The organism is Staphylococcus arlettae, assembly GCF_002902345.1.
Taxonomy (GTDB): Bacteria; Bacillota; Bacilli; order Staphylococcales; family Staphylococcaceae; genus Staphylococcus; species Staphylococcus arlettae.
Window position 1 is genome coordinate 63,731 of sequence record NZ_PPQB01000012.1, and the last position, 23,578, is coordinate 87,308.

Below are 23,578 nucleotides of genomic sequence, written 5' to 3' on the forward strand. Positions count from 1 at the left end.
CAATATTGATTGTCCTAGTCTTTTGTTATATTGGCAGTAGCTGACTGCATTGCAAATGCGCTTCAAACCAAGCTTTTTTCAATACTAGTCATCATTGCCGGGGGCCGACTTCTGTGGGAACAGCACACGCCGAAGACTACAGGCTGAGGCAGTGACCGCAGAAAGTGCACAAAAAAAACTGCCGACAAGGTCAGTGACATTGTCGACAGCTTAGCGCTATAACTAATACTTTTGCGCTTCTGTTATTTATAAGTTATCATCTTGCTTTTTCTCACCAATTTGCGTAATGCGCAATGAACGACGTTCTATCTCTTTATATTTATCAGCACGACGTTGTAATTTCAATCGATCTTTATTTAACGTTTGAATAAACGAGTACATCATCATCACAAATATGACTAGCAGTGGCACACTGGAAACTACGGTGGCCGTTTTAAGTACGGTCATCGCTTCCTCACCACCTACTAACATTAATGAAAATGGTAGTAAACATAATGCAAAAGCCCAAAATAGACGATTGGCTTTGATTGGCTCTCCAATAACCATATTTTGTGATGCAGCAGCTAAGATATATGCTCCTGAATCAAATGTCGTTGCTAAGAATAAAATAGCTGAGATACAGAATAATACAATGACAACCTTACCTAACGGCAAATGATCTAAAATTGAAATTATGGTTGCTTCTGGTCCCATCGAATTGATATGACTTACAACATCAAAAGTACCTGAAACTTGTAAATATACTGCATAGTTTCCAAAGATACCAAAGAACAACATACAACCGAATGTGCCATATATTATCGTTCCTAAAACAACTTCTTTCAGTGTACGGCCACGTGAGATACGAGCAATAAATAAGCCGATAAATGGCGCATAAACGAACCACCAACCCCAATAGAATACTGTCCATGACTCAGGGAATTTCGTATCTTTATTACCAGGTATACTCGCTTCTGGTTCTAACCAAGTCGCCATTTGGAAAAAGTTTTTAAACATATTACCGGCACTTGTCACTGTATTTTCTAAAATATACAATGTTGGCCCGACAATGAGTACAAATGCTAGTAAAACAAATGCTAATATCACATTGGCATCGCTGAGAACTTTAATACCTTTTTTCAAACCCGAGTATGAACTATAAGCAAAAATAGCAGTAACACCTAATAAAACTATACTTTTGGTAATCATACTATTACCGTCAACGCCAAAAAGATTTTCCAAACCGGCTGAAACCATTGGCACACCTAATGCTAATGACGTCGCCGTTCCACCAACTAAACCAAGTATAAATAATACGTCAATAATTTTAGCAATAAATCCATCCGTGTGACCTTTTAAAATTGGTCTCATCGTTTGACTAATTTTATAAACTGGCTTGTTTTTCACAAAAATCAAATAACCAATAGCTAATGCTGGCAATACAAATGATGCCCATGCAATTGGTCCCCAATGGAACATGCCATACATTGTGGCATATTCTAAAGCTTCCGCTGACTTACCTTTTGCCCCATGCGGTGGAACTTGGAAATAATAAACCCATTCTATTAATCCCCAATATAAAATATCAGAAGCGATTCCAGCACAAAACAACATTGCTGCCCAACTAAATGTATTAAACTCAGGTCGGTCATTCGCACGACCTAACGTGACATTTCCATACTTACCAAATGCAATGTACAGTACAAAAATTAATACTGCCAAACCGATAACTATGTATGCGACACCTAAATTGGTAGTCACTATATCATTTAATTGAGTAATAAAAACTTCGCTTGCTTTTGGAAAAACCATCATAGGAATAACACAAATTAATAAAATAGCAAAAGCACCTATGAAGGTTGTCCAATCCATAACCTTACTTCTACGTTCTTTTTCTTTATCCAAAAATGGGTCCCCCAATCAAATTGATTTTCATATTCCAAACATTTCATTACGCTAGCGCGAAAACAAATGCATAAGATTTAATTCACAAACATGAGGTTAACTAAAAATATATAATAATGCAAATTGCATACAGTTTTCAGAATCTTTCACGATGAATAAATATATATATTACATATTTTTCTTTCTCATAAAAATCGCCACAATCATAGTGTTAAATTTTAATTTAACGAAATGAACAAATCTTACAACGGTGCAATGATGAATTTTTATTCGTTTTTATAGCATAAATATCCATTTAAAAAAATTAAAATACACGCTATTTTTTGCATGCACTGCCTAAACTCAATTTGACATATCATCTTCATTTTCTTGCTAATTTTATTTCTTCTGCAAAACATCATATGTCCATATTTATCGATGTATTTTATTATTCTCGGAAAGTAAATATTTCGTATTTTGCGTGGTAACATTATTTCTTACTCATAAAAATTAATAAATTCCATGATTTTTATTTCAATAAGCGAATAGTTATTGTCAAGGACACACGTTTTAAGTAGTATTGGTATTATAAAAATTGTTTTATCTATGAAACGAGGGAATGTTATGTGGACTTTTTATGCTGAATATTGGCGCAATGCTTTAAACTTTAAGGGGCGTTCTAGACGTAAAGCACTGTGGTATCCAATATTATTAAATCATGTTATTTTTACAGCTGTGATTAATATTTTTTGTGCTACTGTTTTAAGTTTTTCTGAACAAAGTATTTCAATAGTAAACACACTACTCGCTTTAATCTTTTTTGTTCCTGATTATGCTGTATCAACACGTAGATTACATGATTCTGGAAGAACAATGTTATTACCAACATTATTCGGTATTACAATACTGTATACGCAGTTACTGAGCTATATTGCACCAACAGGGACGTTTGCAATCATCATCACTTTCCCTATTAGTATTTTTTCCTTAGTCGTATCAATTTTGATATTGATTTTTTCTTTACTACCAGGAGATAAGCAGGTAAATGATTACGGTTCAAATCCACGCGTACATCATATTTTTTAAGTGTTTTTAAACTCTAACTTTATTATGTTACATTGTTGAACATTCAGTTTATGATTTATGATTACCGTCAATACAAACAAAAAGCTGGAACATGACATATGTTCCAGCTTTTTGTTTGTATTAATAAACTATTGTTGGTCAGACGCAAAAGCAATGCCAGCAGTCTGTCTTGCTTGTTCAAATGTTCTCATCACTGCTAGTGAATGTGTTAACAAGTCATAGCACCTTGTATAATCACTTTGATCATAAATCTCTTTAAAATCAACAGTCTCATAGTATAGCAAATTGTCTGTGAGTTGATTATTTAACTCATACTGACCATCTTTAAGATGCAATGTTACTTTATCAAAAGCGTTTGCACCATTCTCTATATGCATAAATCCTTCTTCACCTTGAATCTGTATGAAATCTATACCATTCGTATCTTTAGAACCAACACACGTGGCAAGAAAATCATCATATTGCAGGGTTAATATACCAGAAGTATCAATACCATTGGCATGTTTATTTGCCATATATTGCACGTCTCGAGGTTCTCCGAAGAGGCTGAGCACAAAGTGTAAGTTATAAATATTAATATCCGCTAGCGCCCCTCCAGAAAATTTAGGATTAAAAACATTCGGTGACTCTCCACGTAACAAGGCATCATATCTACTTGAATATTTTCCGTAATTACATTGAATCATTTTAATATGTCCTAATTTATGTAACTGCGCTTTTGCTAGTTGATAGTTGGGTAAATGTATCGTCGTTATGGCTTCAAACAGCATTAGTTTTTGGTCACGTGCTAATTGGATAAGTGCTTCTGCTTCTTTTACTGTTGATGTTAATGGTTTTTCACAAATAACATGTTTACCATGTTTGAGTGCTTCACTTGCATACTTATAATGCAAACTATTAGGTGAAGCAATATATATTACATCTATAGTATTATCATTAAAAAAAGCATCTATATTTGTATGTATCGTATCAATACCGTAAGTGTCCGCTAACACCTTAGCATTATCGTAATTACGTGTGTACATAGCAACGCAACTAACGTCTTCAATTTCACCAATCGCTGACAAAAAGCGATCGACTATAAAACCAGTACCAATTGTCCCTATTTTCATGACAGCATCTCCTACCCTTGTTTTATTTTATCGTTACAGTAATACAATTTGTAACGCGCTTACTTTCTATAGTTCATGATTCATTACTAAAATGCAACTAAATATGCTTATGCATGTTACCAATTAACATTGGAACACTTCAATTTGTTATAATAGAATCGTCTTTTACACATTACATAGCTTAAAATTTTATATTAATGAGGTTGTTATATGACACAAACGAACAAAACACAAATTATTGATTATTGGAATAAACGTGCCACCACTTTTAGTGAAGATAAACAAGCTGAATTGGAAAGTGACCATGCAACATCATGGTTAACTGAAATTTCACGTTATATTACGATTCGTCCAAATATGCGTATTTTAGATATTGGTACAGGCGCTGGCTTTTTAGCTATTTTATGCGCACAACAAGGTGCAACTGTTAACGGTATTGACTTATCTCCTGAGATGGTTCACTCTGCGCAACAGAACGCAGCTCGTTTTCAACAAACTATAGATTTTCAAATTATGGATGCAGAATCTTTAAACTTTGATAATCAAACATTTGATGTAGTCATTGCACGCAATGTGACGTGGTTACTACCACATCCAAAAGCAGCATATCAAGAATGGCTGCGTGTCTTAAAACAGGATGGTATTTTAATCAATATCGATGCTAATTATGGCCAAGATAGCTTCACATCTTATCAAGATTTCACGAATGACCATGCCCATGCAAAACTCGGAGATGATATGTTAACAGAAAGTGAGACCATCAAACAAAATTTAACAATTAATAAACAACCTAGACCTACTTATGACTTTCAATTATTACTTGAGTTAGGTTACGAAGACATTACTGCAGATACTTCCGTACATGGACGTGTTTATCAGCATCAAGATGCCTTTTACAATCCAGCACCTGTCTTTATGCTAAGCGTGCGTAAATAAATAGCGAAACTATGCTTGCCGAACACTACATCGTAAATAACTATAATTTTTTAAACGTGGGCTTTCTTTTACAACTGTATAGTATAACAATTGCGTTATTCGAAATTTTTTATCATACTAGAAGAGAATAAAATATAAGGAGTGAAAGTAATGAATACAGAACAACTTGAAAAAATCAAAACTGGAAAAGGTTTTATTGCGGCGTTAGACCAAAGTGGCGGTAGTACACCAAAAGCACTTAAAGATTATGGCGTGACTGAAGATCAATATGATAGTGAAGATGAAATGTTCAATTTAGTTCATGATATGCGTACTCGCATCGTCGCTTCACCTGCATTTACTTCAGACAAAATTGTCGGAGCAATTTTATTCGAACAAACAATGGATCGTACAGTCGAAGGTAAACACACTGGTGATTACCTTGCAGATAAAGGCATTGTACCATTCTTAAAAGTAGATAAAGGTTTGGCTGAACAAAAAGACGGTGTTCAATTAATGAAACCAATGCCAGAATTAGATAGTTTATTAAGTCGCGCAAATGAGCATAAAATTTTTGGCACTAAGATGCGTTCTAACATTCTTGAATTAAATAAAGACGGCATTGATTTAGTCGTTAAACAACAATTTGATGTAGCTAAACAAATTATCGCTGCTGGTTTAGTCCCAATTATTGAACCAGAAGTCAACATAAACGCAGAAAACAAAGCTGATATTGAAGCATATTTAGCTGACTCTATTTTAACTGAATTAAACAAGTTAAATGATGACCAGTTAGTCATGCTGAAATTAACGATTCCTACTAATCCTAATCAATATCAAACATTAATTAACCATCAAAATGTCGTACGTGTCGTTGCATTATCTGGTGGTTATAGTAGAGAAGCAGCTAACAATTTACTTAAAGCCAATGATGGACTAATCGCAAGCTTCTCACGTGCATTGATTAATGATTTAAATGTAAATCAAAGTGACGAAGAATTCGACCGTATTTTAGGCGAAACGATTGAATCAATTTACGATGCTTCAGTAAATAAAAATGCCTAAATCCGTCACTATATTTCCTAAGTAATATTATTATCAATTTCTATAAAGACTCAAAAAAGACTAATCTTGAAAAAGGATTAGTCTTTTTTTTAGATTAATAGTAGCACAAATCAGCTGGTATACTTGAAAACATTTTTAATCCCTCTGCATCGTAAAAAGCACGTATAGTTTTTACTTAAAATTCTAAAATGAAGTACTTTATCTAAAAGCTATAGCCAAGTACAAACGATAACTACATTTATTTCTATTTCTTGAATTCTTTGGCTCGTTAATTTTATGCTACATAGCCTTTGTATAAGTAATATTTTAGTATCATATTAGCAGTGCTTTGGGCCGACTCCTGCGGGAATAGCACTCGCCGAAGACTACAGGCTGAGGCAGTGCCCACGGAAAGCGTGCACAAAAAAACTGCCAACAAAGCCAGAAATTTGGTCTGTACCCTTTTGTTTTATTGACGGTAAACAGACTTTAAATATTAGTTCTCCTAAAGACTTTTCTATATTATTGACAGTGCTTTGGGCCGACTCCTGCGGGAATAGCACTCTCCAAAGACTACAGGCTGAGGCAGTGCCTGCGGAAAGCGTGCACAAAAAAACTGCCAACAAAGCCAGAAATTTGACCTGTACCCTTTTGTTTTATTGACGGTAAACAGACTTTAAATATTAGTTCTCCTAAAGACTTTTCTATAGTATTGGCAGTGCTTTGGTCCGACTCCTGCGGGAATAGCACTCGCCGAAGACTACAGGCTAAGGCAGTGCCCGCGGAAAGCGCGCACAAAAAAACTGCCAACAAAGCCAGTAACTTTGTTGACAGTACGAGACTAACCTTGAAAAAGGATTAGTCTTTTTTATTAGCGAGTTTCACTTTAACTCGTATGTTGATATATTAATTTGTTTTTTCAGCTTGATAAGTAATAACTGAATTTTTTCTTTTCTGCGTGAAATATAACACCGCAGCAATGACATACCACGCTAACACAATCAACCATTCTGATGGCCATGATAACGAGGATGGCATACCTGGCATATATATTAAGATAAAACCAATACTTAATACAATCGCAGTCACACCTATCGCTATACCATTTTTAATACGATACGGTCTGACCAAGTCTGGTTGAGACTTTCTTAGTTTCACAAAAGAAATTGCTACAAGTAAGTAACCTAACACGACCCCAATTCCACCAGCATTGACGATCCATTGTAATGCCGGACGACCTAATAAGGGAGCTACAAATGCTAAGACACCTAGAAATAGGATGCCGTGCGTAGGTGTTTTATATTTAGGGTGAATATAAGCAAACCACTCAGAAATCATACCATTTTTAGCCATAGCATATAAAATACGGCTACCACCAATAATAAACGCATTCCAACTTGTGATAATGCCGGCAACACCACCTAATACAAGTAACACACCAAATCCACCACTACCAAATAGATTTACCATAGCATCTGCAGTAGCTAAACTACTCGTTGATAATTCTTTCGGTGTTAATCCTGTCGCTACACCAAAAACAATTAACAAATAAAAAATAACTGAAGCAATAATTGAAACTACTAAAATGCTTCCTATCTTTTTGGCTGGTGCTTTTACTTCTTCAGCAATTTGCGGTATAACATCAAAACCTACAAATAAAAATGGTATCATCATTAACACAGATAATGTGCCACCTGCACCATTTTCAAATGGTTTTAGCTGACTAAAATCACCATTAAATCCTGCACCACCTACTAAAAGCAAGCCTACCGCTACAATAAATATCGTAAAAACGGTCTGCAATACCGCTGCAGGTTTTACACCAAAATAATTAAGCGATGTTAAAATAATGCTACCAAGCGAACCGATGAGTACCCAAGTTAAGTACACATCCCAGCCTGCAACATTCCAGAGTAATCCTTGATGTTGAAATGGGATAACATAGTCTATCACTGTTGGTAATGCAACTGCTTCAAACGTAATGACTGATACATAGCCAAACAACACAGACCACCCTGAAATAAAAGCAACGCCAGGTGCAAAGGCTTTTTTTACAAAAACAAAACCACCACCTGTTTCTGGTATGGCTGAAGCTAATTCAGCGTAGGTCAAACCTATGACAATGACCAAAATACCACCGATAACAAATGCGATAATACTACCGATAAAACCAGCCGTAGAAACCCATTCACCTGACAATACTACCCAACCCCAACCGAGCATTGCACCGATTGCTAAAAACAGTACATCTACGATATTCATTGTTTTATTAAACTGAGATTTCATATATCGTACCCCTTATATTAAATTCTATTAATCCACATAAATGGCAACAAGCGTGTCGATGTGATAGCTTAACACACTTGTTGTCGTGTTATAGTTATTGTTTGATAGATAAATATTTAGTTTCTAAATATGGTTCTATGCCTTCAGTTGCACCTTCTCGACCATAACCACTTTCTTTGACACCACCGAATGGTGCATGGGCTGCAGATGGCCCACCATCATTCCAACCAATAACGCCATATTCAAGTTCATTATAGAATTTTAAACCTGTGCGATAATCATTAGTAAAGAAATATGCCGCTAAGCCAAATGGTGTGTCATTTGCGATGCGAATGACTTCATCAATATCATCGTAAGCCATAACTGGTGCTAATGGACCAAATGTTTCCTCGTTCATTACTTTCATATCTTGAGTGGCATTCGCTATCACAACTGGTCGTAAGAAATTGCCACCTAACGCTGTCATGTCATCAAGTGAACGTGAAATAGAAGCACCTTTGGTTGATGCATCTGTCACTTGATCTAAAACTTTAGCAACTGCATCACTATTAATTAATGGGCCAACTTTCACACCTTCATCCATGCCATTACCTACTTTAAGTTCATGTACTTTCGCAGTTAATTTTTTGGTATATTCGTCTACGATGGATTGATGAACGTAAATACGGTTAGCACAAATACAAGTTTGGCCTGCATTTCTAAATTTAGAGGCAATTGTTTCTTCAACTGCTGCATCTATATCCGCATCACTATGAATAATAAATGGTGCCAAACCACCTAATTCCATAGTTGCATTTTTCACCGATTCTGACGCTTGTTGAATTAATTTTTTGCCGACTGGTGTAGAGCCGGTAAATGTGATTTTACGAATGGCTTCATGACTCGTGAATAACTCACCTGCATCTCTACCTGATGCAATGACATAAGAAATAACATCTTCTGGAAAACCTGCGTCATGTGCTAATTCAATTAACTTAATTGTCGTTAGTGGCGTTTGAACAGCTGGCTTACATATAATTGTACAACCAGCCGCTACTGCAGGCGCAATTTTACGTGTAATCATAGCTGCAGGGAAATTCCATGGTGTAATAGCTCCTACTACACCAATAGGAAATTTATCTACGAGAATCTTTTTATCTGATGTATTGGCAGGGATTGTGCGTCCATACACACGCTTAGCTTCTTCGGCATACCATTTCACATACGAATTAGCGTAAGTTACTTCACCTTTAGCTTCTGCATACGGCTTGCCACCTTCTAATGTGATAAGCTCTGCTAATTCATCAATGTTATTATCAATGAGTTCCGCCCATTTATATAATGTTGCTGCACGTTCATGTGCATCTATGACTTTCCACGATTGAAATGCCTCTTGAGCACGATCTATTTGAGCATTGATTTCAACTTCAGGCGTATAATCTAAAGTAGATATTACTTCTTCTGTTGCTGGATTAATTACTTCTAATTTTGTCATCACAATGACCCCCTTTATTATTTCAACAGTAAAGCTCGATATTGAAACAGATAATTGTCAATACGTTTAAGCCACAATACTGTCTTACTTATATTATACTTGTTGTGTTGAAGTTACTTCGTTTAATGCTGCCGTTAAAATATCAAAGCCTCGTGTAAGTTCTTCATCTGTAATCACTAACGGCGTTAGGAAGCGTATGACGTTACCTTTAATACCAGCAGACAACAATAACAAGCCTTGTTCATTAGCAACTTTTACAATGTTAGCAGTCAATGCTTTATCTGGTTTACCAGTTTGAGGATCGATAACTTCGAAAGCAACCATTGCTCCTAACCTACGTGTATGTTGTATAAAATTATGTGTCGCACTTAAAGCGTTCAATTTATCTTCGATAGCTTGTCCTATTGTTTCTGCTTTTTCGTTTAACTGTTCTTGTTCAATGATTTCAATAACTTTTAACGCCGCTTCACATGCCAATGGATTCCCTGCATAGGTACCACCAATTTCTCCAGGGTTTGCACTATCGACAATTTCAGCCTTACCAACGACACCGCTTAAAGGAAAACCTGCTGCTAAAGATTTAGATACAGTCATTAAGTCTGGCTCAACATCAAAATGTTCAATGGCAAATAATTTACCCGTACGTGCAAAACCAGTTTGGATTTCATCAGCTACAAAAATAATACCATGCGCTTCACAAATTTTTTTCACTGCTTGTACAAATGATTTTGGCGGAATAATAAAACCACCTTCACCTTGTACTGGTTCCATAACGACGCAAGCTACTTCTTCAGGATCTACAGTTTCAATAAAGAAGTCTTCTAATCGTGCAATAGCTTGTGCTTCAAAATCTTCTTGCGATACATTATCAGCTTTTTCTGCTACGTTAGGATAAGGTGCTTGGTAAACTTCAGGTGCAAAAGGTCCAAATCCAAGTTTATACGGACGTACCTTACTAGTCATAGACATAGTTAAGTTTGTTCGGCCATGAAAACCTCTGACAAAAGAAACAACTGATTGTCTGCCTGTATATTTTCTAGCAATTTTCACAGCATTTTCTACTGCCTCTGCACCAGAGTTCAGTAATACTGTCTTTTTAGCAAAATCACCTGGAGTAATGTGTGCAAGTTTTTCTGCTAATTTCAAATAACTTTCATACATAATGACATTAAATCCTGGATGTATAAATTTATCTAACTGATTTTTTAAATGTGCGGTAATTTCTGGATGTGAGTGTCCTACATTCAATGTACCGATAGCACCTGCAAAGTCAATAAAGTCATTGCCTTCAATATCAGTAATAGTTGCACCTTTAGCATAATCTGCTACGTGTAGGTTACCATTGCCTACCCCTCTTGCCACATATGTTTCTCTTAGCGCTTGATAATCATTTGAATTTTTAGTCATATCTAGACCCCCGTTTTCTGTTTATAATATGAACCACCAAAAAAGCGGTTACATTTCCACTAACGTATCTTTACGATACTACCCAAACAGATGGTTATCCCATTTGGAAATTTATCTATTTTCTAAAAATTTAAAATATTCTTGGTATGATGTAAAGGACCAGATAGCTAAAATATATGGTACCAGTTACTTGATAAGAATCGCTTTTAATGTTGACACAGCCTTACTCATTGTAGTCAAATCTATATTGGCAAAACCGATAATCAATGTTTTGGTTGCTGTCGTTTCGCCTACAGGTTCCACCGTAAATCTATTTATTGTATATAACTCAACTTGATGTTCGTGCGCACGACTTTCTATTTCCGTGTAACTATAATTCGTCTTCACTTCAACAATGAAATGTAAGCCTGCTTTCGTATCCTTAATAGTAATTTTATCTTTAAATTCTTTTTTCAATGCTCTAATTAACTTTATTCTTTTTTCTTCATAAATATGGTGCATTTTTTTAATATAGCGTTCATAATGTCCATCTTTAATCAACATGTATAATGTTAGTGCGTTCAGCATTGAAAAATCTGGAATTACATTATGATTCGTAGTTTCAAAGCGTTTGACTAACGACGTTGGTAAAATCATATAACTTAAGCGTAAGCCGGGCATTAATGTTTTTGAAAATGTTCCTAAATATATAACTCGTCCACTTTTATCAAAACTATACAAAGATGGAATATTATCAGTATTATACTTAAATTCACTGTCATAATCGTCTTCTACTATATAACCATTCGTTTGTGTCATCCAGTTTAATAAATCTATACGTCTAGAAATCGGCATAATTGTCCCCATCGGAAATTGGTGTGACGGTGTGACTATTACTAAATTAGGATTTAATGCTTTTAAAGCTTTTATTGAGATACCTTTATTATCTAACGATACAGGAATGGTTACTTTTTGTGATCGATTGAGTAAATCTCTAAATCTGGAATAACCAGGATTTTCTACAGCAATTTTACTATCTTCTTCCATTACATCTAACAACTGTTTGAGTAGTACATTCGTCCCAGACCCAATAATAATTTGTTCTGGATGACAATGAATGCCACGTTTATAAGATACCAATTTAGCAATAGTTTGTCTTAGTTCCATAGGCCCTTTAAACTCAGGTATCGAAGACAGTCGTGACGTAAATTGTCTAAACACTTGTTTTTGTAACTTTAACCATGTCTCCATCGGAAAGTTTTCGATATTAGTACTCATATGTGAAAAAGAATATTGATATTGTGGTGCTGCTTCTCTATAGTAATCTTCCAATTGAATTTGAGTTTGTGGTTTTACAATTAATTGTTCTAAAGGTTCGATGTAATAACCTTTGCGCTCTTGGGTGTAAATATAGCCTTCTTCCAATAATTGCTCATATGCTGCCTTCACACTATTTACACTAATATTAGCGTGTTGTGCCATTGCTCTTTTAGATGGTAATTTTTCATGGCTTTCATATTTATATGCCAAAATATCATCCTTCAAGTCATTATACAGTTGGCGATAAATGTAATTCACTGAACTTTCTTGCATATGTATCCTCCTTATCCGACTTACTTATCATTGTAGCGATTTTTACGCTTACGACAACTGTTATCGTACAATAAAAAGACCCACGAGACAGTAACCAATTGACTAAACGTTGATTCTATCATCTGGATCTCTTCTGTACTGTTAACTTTAACTATTATTAATTGCAGCTTTCAGCTTTAATACTTAGCTTTTTTATAATATTGGCGAAGCTAATTTAGCAATTGATTGTTTGAACTTAACCCAACCTGAACGTTGTTCATAGCGTTCTTGCGTTAATTTTTGTGATACTTTTAAATCTTCGTTAAAAGCTGCTCTTAATTGTTGTGTAATGGTTTCATCATATATAAATGCATTCACTTCGAAATTTAATTCGAAACTACGTACATCCATATTTGCAGAACCTACACTCGCTACTTCTTCATCTATCAAGAGCATTTTCGAATGAATAAAACCATTCTCATACGTATAGACATTGACACCGTCTTCAATTAATAATGCAACACTTGCTAAAGTTGCCCAATGAACTAATGGTTGATCCGGTTTATTCGGTATAATCATATGGACTTCTACACCTGATTTAGCAGCTATCCGTAAAGCGTTAATGTAACCTCGATCTGGAACAAAATACGGGGTATGGATATAAATCGATTTTTTCGCACTCATAATCATTCTTAAATAGCCAAACTCTATTTGATGCCAATTATCATTAGGTCCACTTAGCGCGAGCTGCATCATCACATTACCTTCAGATTGAGCATTATTCGGAAAGTACTTATCACTATAATCCAATTGTTCTCGACGTGATTGTGAATTCCAATCCTCTATAAAACTAAGTTGTAATGCATCAACACCATCACCTTGAATTCTTAAATGCGTATCTCTCCAATAACCAATTTGTTTATCTTTTCCTAAATACTCATCGCCGATATTAAAACCACCAACATAACCTTTGTGACCATCTATGACTAATATTTTCCGGTGATTTCGATTATTTATTCTAAAGTTCACAGGTATAATTACCGCTTTAAAGAAAGCCTCTACTTGTCCACCGTTTTGCTGAAATTGCTTAAATCGCGATTTATGTAATGACTTTGAACCAACTGCATCGTACAATAATTTAACTTCTAATCCTTCACTCGCTTTTTGTTCCAATATTTCAAGGATTTCATTACCAATACCATCTAACTTTAAAATATAATATTCCATATGAATGTATGTTTGTGCATTTCTTAAATCTTCTTTCATTTGTTCAAATAACTTACGTCCATCAGTAAATATATCAACTTTATTATTATTACTAAGAAATGATTGTTCTCGTGTTAATAATGTATGCACAATATCAGAATGTTTTTTAGTAATTTGATGCTCCGTATCAACCACATAATCTGTTGCATCTTCAAGTTGTTGATTCACTCGTTGTTTATCATCTTCAATTAATTTACCTTCACTAATACTTAGTGCTCGTTTTTGCTTCACCATTCTGCCTAAGAATATATACATTATAAAACCAAAAATTGGCATTACAAATAATAATAACAGCCATGCCCACGTAGCAGTAGCGTCACGCCGGTCACGATCTAAAAATATAATAATAAAAGCTAATCCTAAATTAATCACAAAGAAAAATAGTAATATTCCTTTATAAATAGGACTAATACCTGGATCTAATATGATTTGCATTGCTAACACCTCGCCATCTCTAAGCTATATCATTGTTATTACCCTTTATTATCTAAACACAACATTATAGATCACGCAAAAAAAACAGTTGTAGCAATTTTATGACTACAACTGTTTTTCGCCTTTTATGTTAAATATTGTTCAATATGAAATGCTGATTCTTCAATTGAACGATATTCCGTATTAATGACTTCAGCATTTAACTTATGAAATATTTCTTCAGCATATGCCAATTCTTCTTTAATGCGTTCAACGCTATTATAATTCGTAGGACCACTCAAACCAAGCACTCTTACTCGTTCATTACGAATATTCATAATATAATTGGGACTAGCAGTTAAGCCAAATACTTTTAATTTTTTATTTTTAAATACTTCATCTGGAATAGCGACCTCTGGCACTAGCGGAATGTTAGCTATTTTATATCCTTTATTCGCTAAATACATACTAAGTGGTGTTTTAGACGTCCGTGACACACCTAAAATCAATGCATCCGCTTCACCTATATCTGTAAAGTGTTTGCCATCATCATATTTCACTGAATATTCAATAGCTTCAATTCGTTTAAAATATTGTTCATCCAGTTTGCGAAGTGCGCCACTTTCCAAAATCGGTTGACTCTCAGTCCGTTGTTGAATCATATCAATTAAGTCTGTCATGTAATCAATATATTGTAATTGATGTGCTTGTGTATATTGTTTACCGAGTGCATTAAATTCAGGATTGACCAGCGTCGTAATGACGATTGCATGTTCTGCAACTGCCAACTCTAAAATATTCATAAGCTCTTCTTTACTTTGAATAAATGGAAACTTTTTAATCGCGACTTGGTTCAATTCAGGAAATTGTGATAATGTAGCATGAACCATACGTTGCGCTGTCTCACCAATAGAATCAGAAATGACAAAAATACTTAGTTGTGCTGTTTGAACATTATTTGACACTCAATCGCCCGCTTTCTACTTCGCTTTGTGCTGTTGCTAAAATAGCTCCCGGTACTCTATATGGTGAACAAGAAACATAATCAATTTCTAAATCATTGAAATAGTGAATAGATTTCTCATCTCCCCCAAGTTCTCCGCACACACCAATTTTTATATTAGGATTCACTTGTTTTGCTTGCACTGAAGCCAATTTAATTAATTCTCCCACACCAGATTTATCTATAGTTTGGAAAGGATCTTGTTCTAATATACCTTGATTGCTATAAGCATTTATAAACTTACCTGAATCGTCACGTGAAAAACCAAAAGTCAATTGTGTTAAATCATTCGTCCCAAAACTAAAGAAGTCAGATACTGTTGCCAACTCAGCTGCAATTAGACATGCTCTTGGTGTTTCTATCATTGTGCCAATCAAGTAATGTAAATCCTGTCCTGTTTCTTGTGCTAATGCTTCAATACGTTCTGTAATCAATGTTTTCAATGTAGTAAATTCTTCAACAGTTGACACTAACGGAATCATAATTTCTGGATTTGTATCGATACCTTCCTCTTTTAGGCGTATTACACTTTTCATTATTGCCTCAGCTTGCATCACATATAATTCTGGGTAAGTGATAGCTAAACGACACCCTCTATGTCCTAACATCGGGTTTACTTCATTTAAGCTTTCAATATGTTTATCAAGTGTTGTCACAGTGACACCAAGCTGTTCAGCCACTTGCGCTTTTTCCGACTCAGAACGTGGTAAAAATTCATGTAATGGTGGGTCTAGTAGTCGAATAATCGTAGGTTTTTCACCAGATTGTCTTAATATTTGTTCAAAATCTTCCGTTTGATAACCACCAATTGTATTTAAAGCTGTAATACGTTGTTCTTGTGTATGCGCTAAAATAAAACGACGCATTTCAATTAATCGTTCTGGTGCAAAGAACATATGCTCCGTCCGCACTAAACCAATACCTGTAGCGCCAAATTGATAGCCCGCAATAATATCAGGTACCGTTTCCGCATTCATACGTACTGATAAACGTGCAATATCTTGTGCCCAAGTCATGTATTGTTCAAATGCTTCACTGTGTTCAGCAGTAATCGTTGCTATTTTTCCTACATAAATATCACCTTTGGCACCATCAACTGAAATAATATCCCCTTCAGCTAGTGTACCACCAGGGTATGTAACAACTTTTTCCGTTGTATTAATTTCTAAATCTGCACAGCCTGTAACACAACATTTGCCCATACCTCTAGCAACTACTGCTGCGTGTGAAGTCATACCGCCATGCGTTGTCACAATTGCTTCACTGGCAACCATACCTTCAATATCTTCTGGTGATGTTTCTGGTCGCATTAAAATAACCTTTTCACCTTGTTCATGTTGTTCTTTTGCTTCTTCAGCCGAGAAGACAACCTTCCCACTCGCAGCCCCAGGACTGGCTGGCAATCCTACTGTTGAAATAACAGTTGCCTTTGTTAAAGCTTCATCATCAAAATTTGGATGAAGTAGTTGCTCAATTGATTTCACTTCAACTTTAGTCAGCGCTTCTTGTTTTGTTATCACTTGTTCATTGACCAAGTCGACGGCAATATTTACCGCAGCATTTGCCGTTCGTTTACCATTGCGTGTTTGTAAAATATAAAGTTGCTCATTTTCGATTGTAAATTCTATATCTTGCATATCTCGATAATGTTGTTCTAACTGTTGTGACACGCTGACAAATTGTTGGTGTACATGAGGCATTTGTTCTTCTAATGAAGCAATATCTTTAGGAGTACGTATGCCTGCCACCACATCTTCGCCTTGTGCATTTAATAAATACTCTCCAAACAATTTCGCTTCACCCGTTACTGGATTACGTGTGAATGCCACCCCAGTACCACTACGTTCCCCACTATTACCAAAGACCATTTCTTGAATATTGACTGCTGTCCCTATTTCGTACGGTATGTCATTTAACTGTCTGTAAACACGTGCACGATCATTGTCCCACGATTTAAAAACAGCTTCGATAGCCTCTGTTAATTGCACTGTTGGTTCTTGAGGAAATGGTTTATAAACTTTTTCAACATATAATGATTTGTAGTGTTCGCAAATTTCTTTCAAACCTTCAGCTGGTATATCTGCATCATTGTCATAGCCATGGTCCGTTTTATATTTATCAAAGTATGCATCAAATGCTGTCATTGGCACATTATAGACCACTTCACCGAACATTTGTAACAGTCGACGGTAACAATCATAAGCAAAACGTTCATCATTGGTTTTGCGCGCTAATTTTTTTACATTGTCATCATTTAATCCTAAGTTCAAAATAGTATCCATCATACCAGGCATTGATATTTTGGCGCCACTTCTCACAGATACAAGTAACAATTGTTCATCTGATGAAAATGATTTACTCGTACGTTGTGAAAATAAGTCAAGTTGTGTTTGTAGTTGTGCTACCACTTCCTCAGATAACTTACTTCCGTGCTCAAGATATTCAATGCAAGCTTGAGTCGTAATCGTAAATCCATCAGGTACAGGTAAACCTAAGCGTTTCATCTCTGCTAAATTGGCCCCTTTACCACCTAACAAATCTTTCATTGATTTTTGTCCTTCATCAAAAGCATATACTAATTTTGTCATACTATATCACCTCTAATTGTTTAATATGTCATACTAATGAATAAGAGTATGTCATATTAATGGTAAAAAGACAACTAAAATGTATAATATTTACAGAAAATTCTATTTTTTGATAATAGATTTAACCAGTAATAAGTTATAACAAAGCGCTCGAGTTATTAATATATCTTATTTATCACTTAGTAAAATTATTAACCTTACTGCACAAAAATATTGCTTTCTGTAATGCTACAAAATTTTATAAATACACAAAAAACGTCAATTTCTATATCATCTCAATAGAAATTGACGCTACTTCTTTAGTTAAATTATTCCAATATAATGTTAATTATATTTTTTCTACATGTGCAGTTGTTTGTTTTACACTTTGTTGTTCTCCAATTGCTTCAATTTCTTCTAAAGTACGACCACGTGACTCAGGCACACATTTTTTCACAAATAGTACACCTAAGATACAAATTACTCCGAAAATAGCAAAGACAATTTGTTGTGAGAAATAAGCTGTCATTATTGGGAATAACAAACCTACTAAGAATGATCCGATCCAGTTTAATGATGAAGCTGCACCAGATGCAAATCCTCTAATAGTTAGTGGGAAAATTTCACCGACAATAACCCAAGTTAATGGAGCCCATGTAAATGAATAAAATGCTACATAAATACTTAAAAAGACCACAATTAAAATTGGATTAGTATTAGGTGCAATCATATGAATCACAGCTGGTAAAATAAATGATAACCCCATAACTGTACCGCCCAACATGAGTAAAGTACGACGGTTAAATTTATCCGCAATTGCGATAAATAATAATGAGCCTAAAACTAAAATGACACCTTGAATGATTGGCCACATTAAAGCATTACTCGCTGAATTACCAGTTGCCTGTTCCACAATCAACGGAATGTAATAAAATATAGCATTGGCACCTTGGAATTGTTGGAAGGCAGCGACACCTAACCCTGCTACTACTAAATATTTATATTTCCCAGTAAATAAAGTTGCTAATGTATTATTAACTTGTGTTTTTTGCTCTTTAGCAATTGTATCTTGAATTTCTCGTAGTTCTACATCGATATTTTGATTATGACGTAAATTACTCAATACAGTTTTAGCTTCTTCAAATTTATTATTTTTAATTAAAAAGCGTGGAGATTCTGGTAATCGTAACACACCTATAAATAATATAACAGCTGGTAATGCCGCAATACCTAACATTAGTCTCCATCCTAATTCAATTGGTAATCCACGTAAAAAATAATCAACAATATAAGATAATAACATACCTGAAACGATCATCGTTTGGTTCATACCGGACAAGCGACCACGATATTTGGCAGGTGCCATTTCAGACATATAAGCTGGCACCAATGCAGATGCTGCCCCTACAGCTAAACCTAATATGACACGTGAAATCGTCAAGAAATAGTTGCCATTATGAGGTGCAATACCTGATAAAATTGACCCTATAATAAACACGATTGCTGACAGTAAAATCATTTTCCGTCTGCCTAATTTATCTGATAAACGTCCTGCTAAAATACCACCAAATATTGCTCCTAACATGACTGAAGATGTTATAAGGCCAATAATAAACCCACTATTAATGCCCCAATCTTCACGTAAAAATGGCAATGCTCCGGTCATAACACCAATATCATAACCAAACAGAATACCCCCAAATGCACCGAAAAAATAAATAAATTGATTTGATACTTTACTTTGTACTTTCATCCCATTCACCTTCTTTTTTAATAAGCCAAGTGCTATGCGTAATAAGTGAAATTAATCTATTATCGTATATTCAGCATTAAACATTTTTAATAGCATTAAAATTTGTGTTTTAGTTAACGCTAAAGATAAAACCGTATGATGCCCGCCACCTTCTTCAAGCCATCTTTTCACACCAGTTGTTAACGACGGTTTCACTTCCCACAACACTCGTGCAACTGGTAAATGTGGGGCAGGTTCATCTAACTGTTTGGCGGTAATATCATTCACAATAAACTTATAATGTGTTCCTAAATCAACCATCGTGACTACTACACCATCACCTGCTTTACCATCAAAAACTAATCGCGCTGGATCGTTTTTGTCACCAATTCCTAAAGGGTTAACTACAATTTTAGGTTTAGTAGCTGCCAGTGTAGGATCTACTTCTAACATATGTGACCCTAAAATATGTGCTTGATCTTTTCTTAAATCATATGTGTAGTCTTCCATAAACCCTGTCGCTTCATTTTGTGCAGCGATTTTCAATAATCTATCTAGTGCAGCCGTTTTCCAATCACCTTCACCTGCAAATCCATAACCTTGTTCGTTCAAACGCTGTACCGCTAAGCCAGGCAACTGTTTCATGCCATGTAAATCTTCAAAATTTGACGTAAACGCGCTATAACCGCCATCATCTAAAAATCGTTTTATCGCAATCTCATATTTGATTTGTTCAATAACAGATGCATTAAAATCGTCTTCACTATAATTACGATAGTCAAAATCATATTGTTGTTGATATACTTCAAATAATTGAGTTATTTCTTCTTCTTTAACTTCGTTAACATAGCTAACTAAATCACCAATTCCATAATAATCTACAGTCCAGCCATATTGAATTTGTGCTTCTATCTTATCGCCTTCTGTAACAGCAACATTACGCATATTATCACCAAATCGTGCTACTTTCAGACCAAAGCTTTCATTATAAGCATATGCCACATGCATCCATGCCTTTAATTGGCTTTGAATTTCGGTGTTCTGCCAATCACCAAAAATAATTTCATTTTGCTTATTTAAACGACGATTGATAAAGCCATATTCTCTATCGCCATGTGCTGATTGATGTAAATTCATATAATCCATATCGATATGTTGCCAATCTATATCATTACGATATTGCGTCGCTAAATGCAGTAAAGGTTTTTGTAATAATTGTGTACCTCTAATCCACATTTTTGCTGGTGAAAATGTGTGCATCCATGTAATAACACCTAAAATATCATCTCGGTAATTAGCTTCTTTCATAATTTGAGTAATTACATCTGCAGAAGTTGCTAACTGTGGTTGTAATTCAATTTCAAACGGCAAGTCTGCTTTATTATTCAATTCATTTGCTATATCTTGTGCGTTGCTCTTAACTTGGTCTAATGCATCTTCACCGTATAAAGCTTGTGATCCTACCACAAACCAAAATTTTTTATTCTCTGCCATTATTATTCCTCCTTAATTTTGCCCATAATAAGCATTCGCCCCATGTTTGCGCTCAAAATGTTTGTCTAATATTTCTTGAGGAAGCGCTTCCGCAAATGGGTTTAATTGTCGTGTAAAGATATTCATTTTACATACTTCTTCTAACACAACTGCATTCATTACTGCATGCTCACAATCTTCTCCCCAGACAAATGGTGCATGTCCATGTAATAATACTGCAGGTACATCATGTGGATTAATACCTTGATTCTTAAACGTTTCAACGATGACATTTCCAGTTTCCAATTCATAATCATTGTTGATTTCATCGGAGTTTAAAAATCGTGCACATGGGATGGAACCATAAAATGTATCAGCGTGCGTCGTTCCCATAGCAGGTACATCTAATCCAGATTGTGACCATGTAGTAGCCCACGGTGAATGTGTGTGTACCACACTGCCGATATCTCCAAATTGTTGATATAACACTGCATGTGTAGGCATATCTGATGAAGGTCTCAAGCTGCCTTCTACAACTTCACCCTGTAAATTACAAACCACCATATCAGCTGGTTGCATCGTTGCGTAATCTACACCACTTGGTTTAATAACAAATAATTGTGTTTCAGTATCGAATGCACTGACGTTTCCCCATGTATATTTAATTAATCCACGCTTAGGTAATTCTAGATTTGCTTGATAAACTTCAGCTTTTAATTGTTCGAGCATCTGCTTCGCCTCCTAAGTATTTATCAATACCTTGTTCAATCGGTAATGCTTGTTTTACTTTTGCTACATAGTTATTAAAATTAACAACCCCTTGTGGTGAAGGCGTCATTGTCACTTCACTTGCATCTTCAAATACATAGTCATTTAAAAATGCTTCCAATGATATTGGCTCTTGTACTGCACTATAATAAGCTAAAATACTAATGCCCCATGCACCACCTTCACTCGCCGTATCCATAACTGTAATATCATTGTTTACAGCCGATGCTAATACTTGTTGAGCTATCTTTTTCGTTTTAAAAATACCACCATGTGCAATTAACTTATTTACAGTGACTGATTCTTGCGTTTGCAACAAATCCATTCCTATTTTCAATGTGCTAAAAGCACTATATAAATGCATTTTCATAAAATTAGCTAAATTAAAATTATTTGTTGGTTCCCGTAAGAATAAAGGATATCCAGTTGCAACATCAGTAATATTCTCACCAGAAATATAGTTGTAAGATAATAGACCACCAACATCATCATCACTAGCTAATGATGCTTCAAAAAGTTGTCCGTACAACTGTTCATGTGAAATATCGATACCTAAAGTCTGTAAGACTTCGTTAAACAGTCGCATCCAATCATTGATATCTGATGTGCAATTATTTGTATGAATCATAGCAACTTCATCACCTGCTGGCGTCGTTACAATATCAATTTCTGGATACATTGCTTGCAAACTTTGTTCTAACACTATCATCGCAAAAGAACTTGTACCTGCTGAGATGTTGCCAGTATTAACTGTTACTGCATTTGTAGCAACCATACCTGTGCCAGCATCTCCTTCAGGTGGACATAAGATACAACCACCTTCAAGTTCACCTGTTGGATCTAGTAATTTGGCACCTATGTCAGTTAATGTTCCACCTTGTTCGCCGGCTAATCGTATTTCTGGCAACAGTTGTTCTAATTGTTGTGTGTAGCCATGACTTGCAAATAGCTTATTCGCAATTTCTAATAAATCTTGTCTATAAGCTTTTTCTTGTGGATCTACTGGAAACATTCCTGATGCATCACCAATACCTATGACCTTTTCTCCTGTTAAATACCAATGAACATATCCTGCTAAAGTTGTCACATAATCTAGTTGATGTGTATGTGGTTCTGCTGACAACATCGCTTGATAAATATGAGCAATACTCCAACGTTCAGGAATATTAAAGTTAAATGCATTACTTAATTCCTTTGCTGCTGCAGTAGTATTACCATTACGCCAAGTTCTAAATGGTACAAGGATATCTTCTTGTTCGTTAAAAGCTAAATAACCATGCATCATTGCACTGATGCCTATAGATTTAACTCGCTTCAACGTAATATCATATGTGCTTTTTAACTCTTTTGCCATCATTTGATAGCTTTGTTGTAACCCAACCCATACATCGTTAAGCGAATAAGTCCAGTAACCATCTTTCAATTGATTTTCCCAATCAAAATTACCTGATGCTACTACTTGCAAGTGACTATCTATTGCTACAGTTTTAATTCTAGTCGATCCTAATTCAATACCAATCGATATATCTTCTTGCTTTAATTCTTGCGTACTTACTCTCATTTCAACACCCCATTACTGTAACCGTTTTCAATATAAATATAAAACATTTGTCCGTA

At 35.2% G+C, this 23,578-nt stretch carries 16 protein-coding genes; 3 read left to right on the forward strand and 13 right to left on the reverse strand.

Translation table 11 applies throughout. From position 1 onward, the window contains the following. Positions 1-246 precede the first annotated feature (246 nt). Entirely contained in the window at positions 247-1,851 is a 1,605-nt protein-coding gene (locus tag CD036_RS06410; protein WP_103388360.1) for a BCCT family transporter, read from the reverse strand. A 636-nt stretch (positions 1,852-2,487) separates the two neighbouring features. On the opposite strand from CD036_RS06410, the gene CD036_RS06415 reads away from it, so the two are divergent. Next, a complete protein-coding gene (locus tag CD036_RS06415; RefSeq protein WP_021459668.1) occupies positions 2,488-2,949 on the forward strand; it encodes a DUF805 domain-containing protein in 462 nt (153 codons plus the stop codon). A 128-nt stretch (positions 2,950-3,077) separates the two neighbouring features. On the opposite strand, the gene CD036_RS06420 is transcribed toward CD036_RS06415, so the two are convergent. Beyond that, the gene (locus tag CD036_RS06420) at positions 3,078-4,061 is read right to left on the reverse strand and encodes a Gfo/Idh/MocA family protein (protein WP_103388226.1); all 984 of its coding nucleotides are present in this window, start codon (positions 4,059-4,061) and stop codon (positions 3,078-3,080) included. A gap of 210 nt (positions 4,062-4,271) precedes the next feature. Here CD036_RS06420 and CD036_RS06425 point away from each other — a divergent pair, with 210 nt between their 5' ends. Together CD036_RS06425 and CD036_RS06430 are read left to right on the forward strand one after the other, a co-directional pair. Beyond that, positions 4,272-4,997 (forward strand): class I SAM-dependent methyltransferase, encoded by a 726-nt coding sequence (locus CD036_RS06425; RefSeq protein ID WP_002509873.1) that lies wholly within the window; start codon positions 4,272-4,274, stop codon positions 4,995-4,997. Between the two features lie 150 nt (positions 4,998-5,147). After that, positions 5,148-6,041 carry a fructose bisphosphate aldolase gene (locus CD036_RS06430; protein ID WP_103388227.1) on the forward strand — a complete coding sequence of 298 codons (894 nt, stop codon included), beginning with the start codon at positions 5,148-5,150 and terminating at the stop codon, positions 6,039-6,041. Positions 6,042-6,926: 885 nt separating this feature from the next. Here CD036_RS06430 and CD036_RS06435 read toward each other — a convergent pair. The 11 genes from CD036_RS06435 to CD036_RS06485 form a co-directional block, all read right to left on the reverse strand. After that, on the reverse strand, positions 6,927-8,306 hold the full coding sequence (locus tag CD036_RS06435) for an APC family permease (RefSeq protein WP_103388228.1): 1,380 nt from the start codon (positions 8,304-8,306) through the stop codon (positions 6,927-6,929). Between the two features lie 94 nt (positions 8,307-8,400). Next, the gene (locus tag CD036_RS06440; protein ID WP_103388229.1) at positions 8,401-9,780 is read right to left on the reverse strand and encodes an NAD-dependent succinate-semialdehyde dehydrogenase; all 1,380 of its coding nucleotides are present in this window, start codon (positions 9,778-9,780) and stop codon (positions 8,401-8,403) included. 93 nt (positions 9,781-9,873) lie between these two features. Then, entirely contained in the window at positions 9,874-11,187 is a 1,314-nt protein-coding gene (gabT, locus tag CD036_RS06445) for a 4-aminobutyrate--2-oxoglutarate transaminase (RefSeq protein ID WP_103388230.1), read from the reverse strand. A 186-nt stretch (positions 11,188-11,373) separates the two neighbouring features. After that, entirely contained in the window at positions 11,374-12,759 is a 1,386-nt protein-coding gene (gabR, locus tag CD036_RS06450; protein ID WP_103388231.1) for a MocR-like transcriptional regulator GabR, read from the reverse strand. A gap of 192 nt (positions 12,760-12,951) precedes the next feature. Then, a complete protein-coding gene (gene cls, locus CD036_RS06455) occupies positions 12,952-14,439 on the reverse strand; it encodes a cardiolipin synthase (RefSeq protein WP_103388232.1) in 1,488 nt (495 codons plus the stop codon). A gap of 125 nt (positions 14,440-14,564) precedes the next feature. Further along, a complete protein-coding gene (locus CD036_RS06460; protein WP_002509866.1) occupies positions 14,565-15,383 on the reverse strand; it encodes a pyruvate, water dikinase regulatory protein in 819 nt (272 codons plus the stop codon). Next, complete coding sequence (gene ppdK, locus CD036_RS06465) at positions 15,373-18,009, reverse strand: pyruvate, phosphate dikinase (RefSeq protein WP_103388233.1); 2,637 nt, start codon at positions 18,007-18,009, stop codon at positions 15,373-15,375. Before ppdK ends, CD036_RS06460 begins: the two co-directional genes overlap by 11 nt. Before the next feature lie 328 nt (positions 18,010-18,337). Continuing rightward, a complete protein-coding gene (locus tag CD036_RS06470; protein ID WP_002509024.1) occupies positions 18,338-19,741 on the reverse strand; it encodes a sugar porter family MFS transporter in 1,404 nt (467 codons plus the stop codon). A 51-nt stretch (positions 19,742-19,792) separates the two neighbouring features. Beyond that, positions 19,793-21,214 carry an L-arabinose isomerase gene (gene araA, locus CD036_RS06475; RefSeq protein WP_103388234.1) on the reverse strand — a complete coding sequence of 474 codons (1,422 nt, stop codon included), beginning with the start codon at positions 21,212-21,214 and terminating at the stop codon, positions 19,793-19,795. 12 nt (positions 21,215-21,226) lie between these two features. Further along, entirely contained in the window at positions 21,227-21,922 is a 696-nt protein-coding gene (locus tag CD036_RS06480) for an L-ribulose-5-phosphate 4-epimerase (RefSeq protein WP_021459681.1), read from the reverse strand. Further along, positions 21,900-23,522, reverse strand: a complete 1,623-nt coding sequence (locus CD036_RS06485; RefSeq protein WP_021459682.1) for a xylulokinase — start codon at positions 23,520-23,522, stop codon at positions 21,900-21,902. The genes CD036_RS06480 and CD036_RS06485 overlap by 23 nt, the downstream gene beginning before the upstream one ends. Positions 23,523-23,578: the final 56 nt, after the last annotated feature.

Coding starts and splice junctions, on each gene's coding strand:
- CD036_RS06425 (WP_002509873.1), top strand. CDS start 4,272: ATGACACAAACGAACAAAACACAAATTATTGATTATTGGAATAAACGT.
- CD036_RS06440 (WP_103388229.1), bottom strand. CDS start 9,780: ATGACAAAATTAGAAGTAATTAATCCAGCAACAGAAGAAGTAATATCT.
- ppdK (WP_103388233.1), bottom strand. CDS start 18,009: ATGACAAAATTAGTATATGCTTTTGATGAAGGACAAAAATCAATGAAA.
- gabT (WP_103388230.1), bottom strand. CDS start 11,187: ATGACTAAAAATTCAAATGATTATCAAGCGCTAAGAGAAACATATGTG.
- araA (WP_103388234.1), bottom strand. CDS start 21,214: ATGGCAGAGAATAAAAAATTTTGGTTTGTGGTAGGATCACAAGCTTTA.
- CD036_RS06410 (WP_103388360.1), bottom strand. CDS start 1,851: ATGGATTGGACAACCTTCATAGGTGCTTTTGCTATTTTATTAATTTGT.
- CD036_RS06480 (WP_021459681.1), bottom strand. CDS start 21,922: ATGCTCGAACAATTAAAAGCTGAAGTTTATCAAGCAAATCTAGAATTA.
- CD036_RS06435 (WP_103388228.1), bottom strand. CDS start 8,306: ATGAAATCTCAGTTTAATAAAACAATGAATATCGTAGATGTACTGTTT.
- CD036_RS06470 (WP_002509024.1), bottom strand. CDS start 19,741: ATGAAAGTACAAAGTAAAGTATCAAATCAATTTATTTATTTTTTCGGT.
- CD036_RS06430 (WP_103388227.1), top strand. CDS start 5,148: ATGAATACAGAACAACTTGAAAAAATCAAAACTGGAAAAGGTTTTATT.
- cls (WP_103388232.1), bottom strand. CDS start 14,439: ATGCAAATCATATTAGATCCAGGTATTAGTCCTATTTATAAAGGAATA.
- CD036_RS06420 (WP_103388226.1), bottom strand. CDS start 4,061: ATGAAAATAGGGACAATTGGTACTGGTTTTATAGTCGATCGCTTTTTG.
- CD036_RS06485 (WP_021459682.1), bottom strand. CDS start 23,522: ATGAGAGTAAGTACGCAAGAATTAAAGCAAGAAGATATATCGATTGGT.
- gabR (WP_103388231.1), bottom strand. CDS start 12,759: ATGCAAGAAAGTTCAGTGAATTACATTTATCGCCAACTGTATAATGAC.
- CD036_RS06415 (WP_021459668.1), top strand. CDS start 2,488: ATGTGGACTTTTTATGCTGAATATTGGCGCAATGCTTTAAACTTTAAG.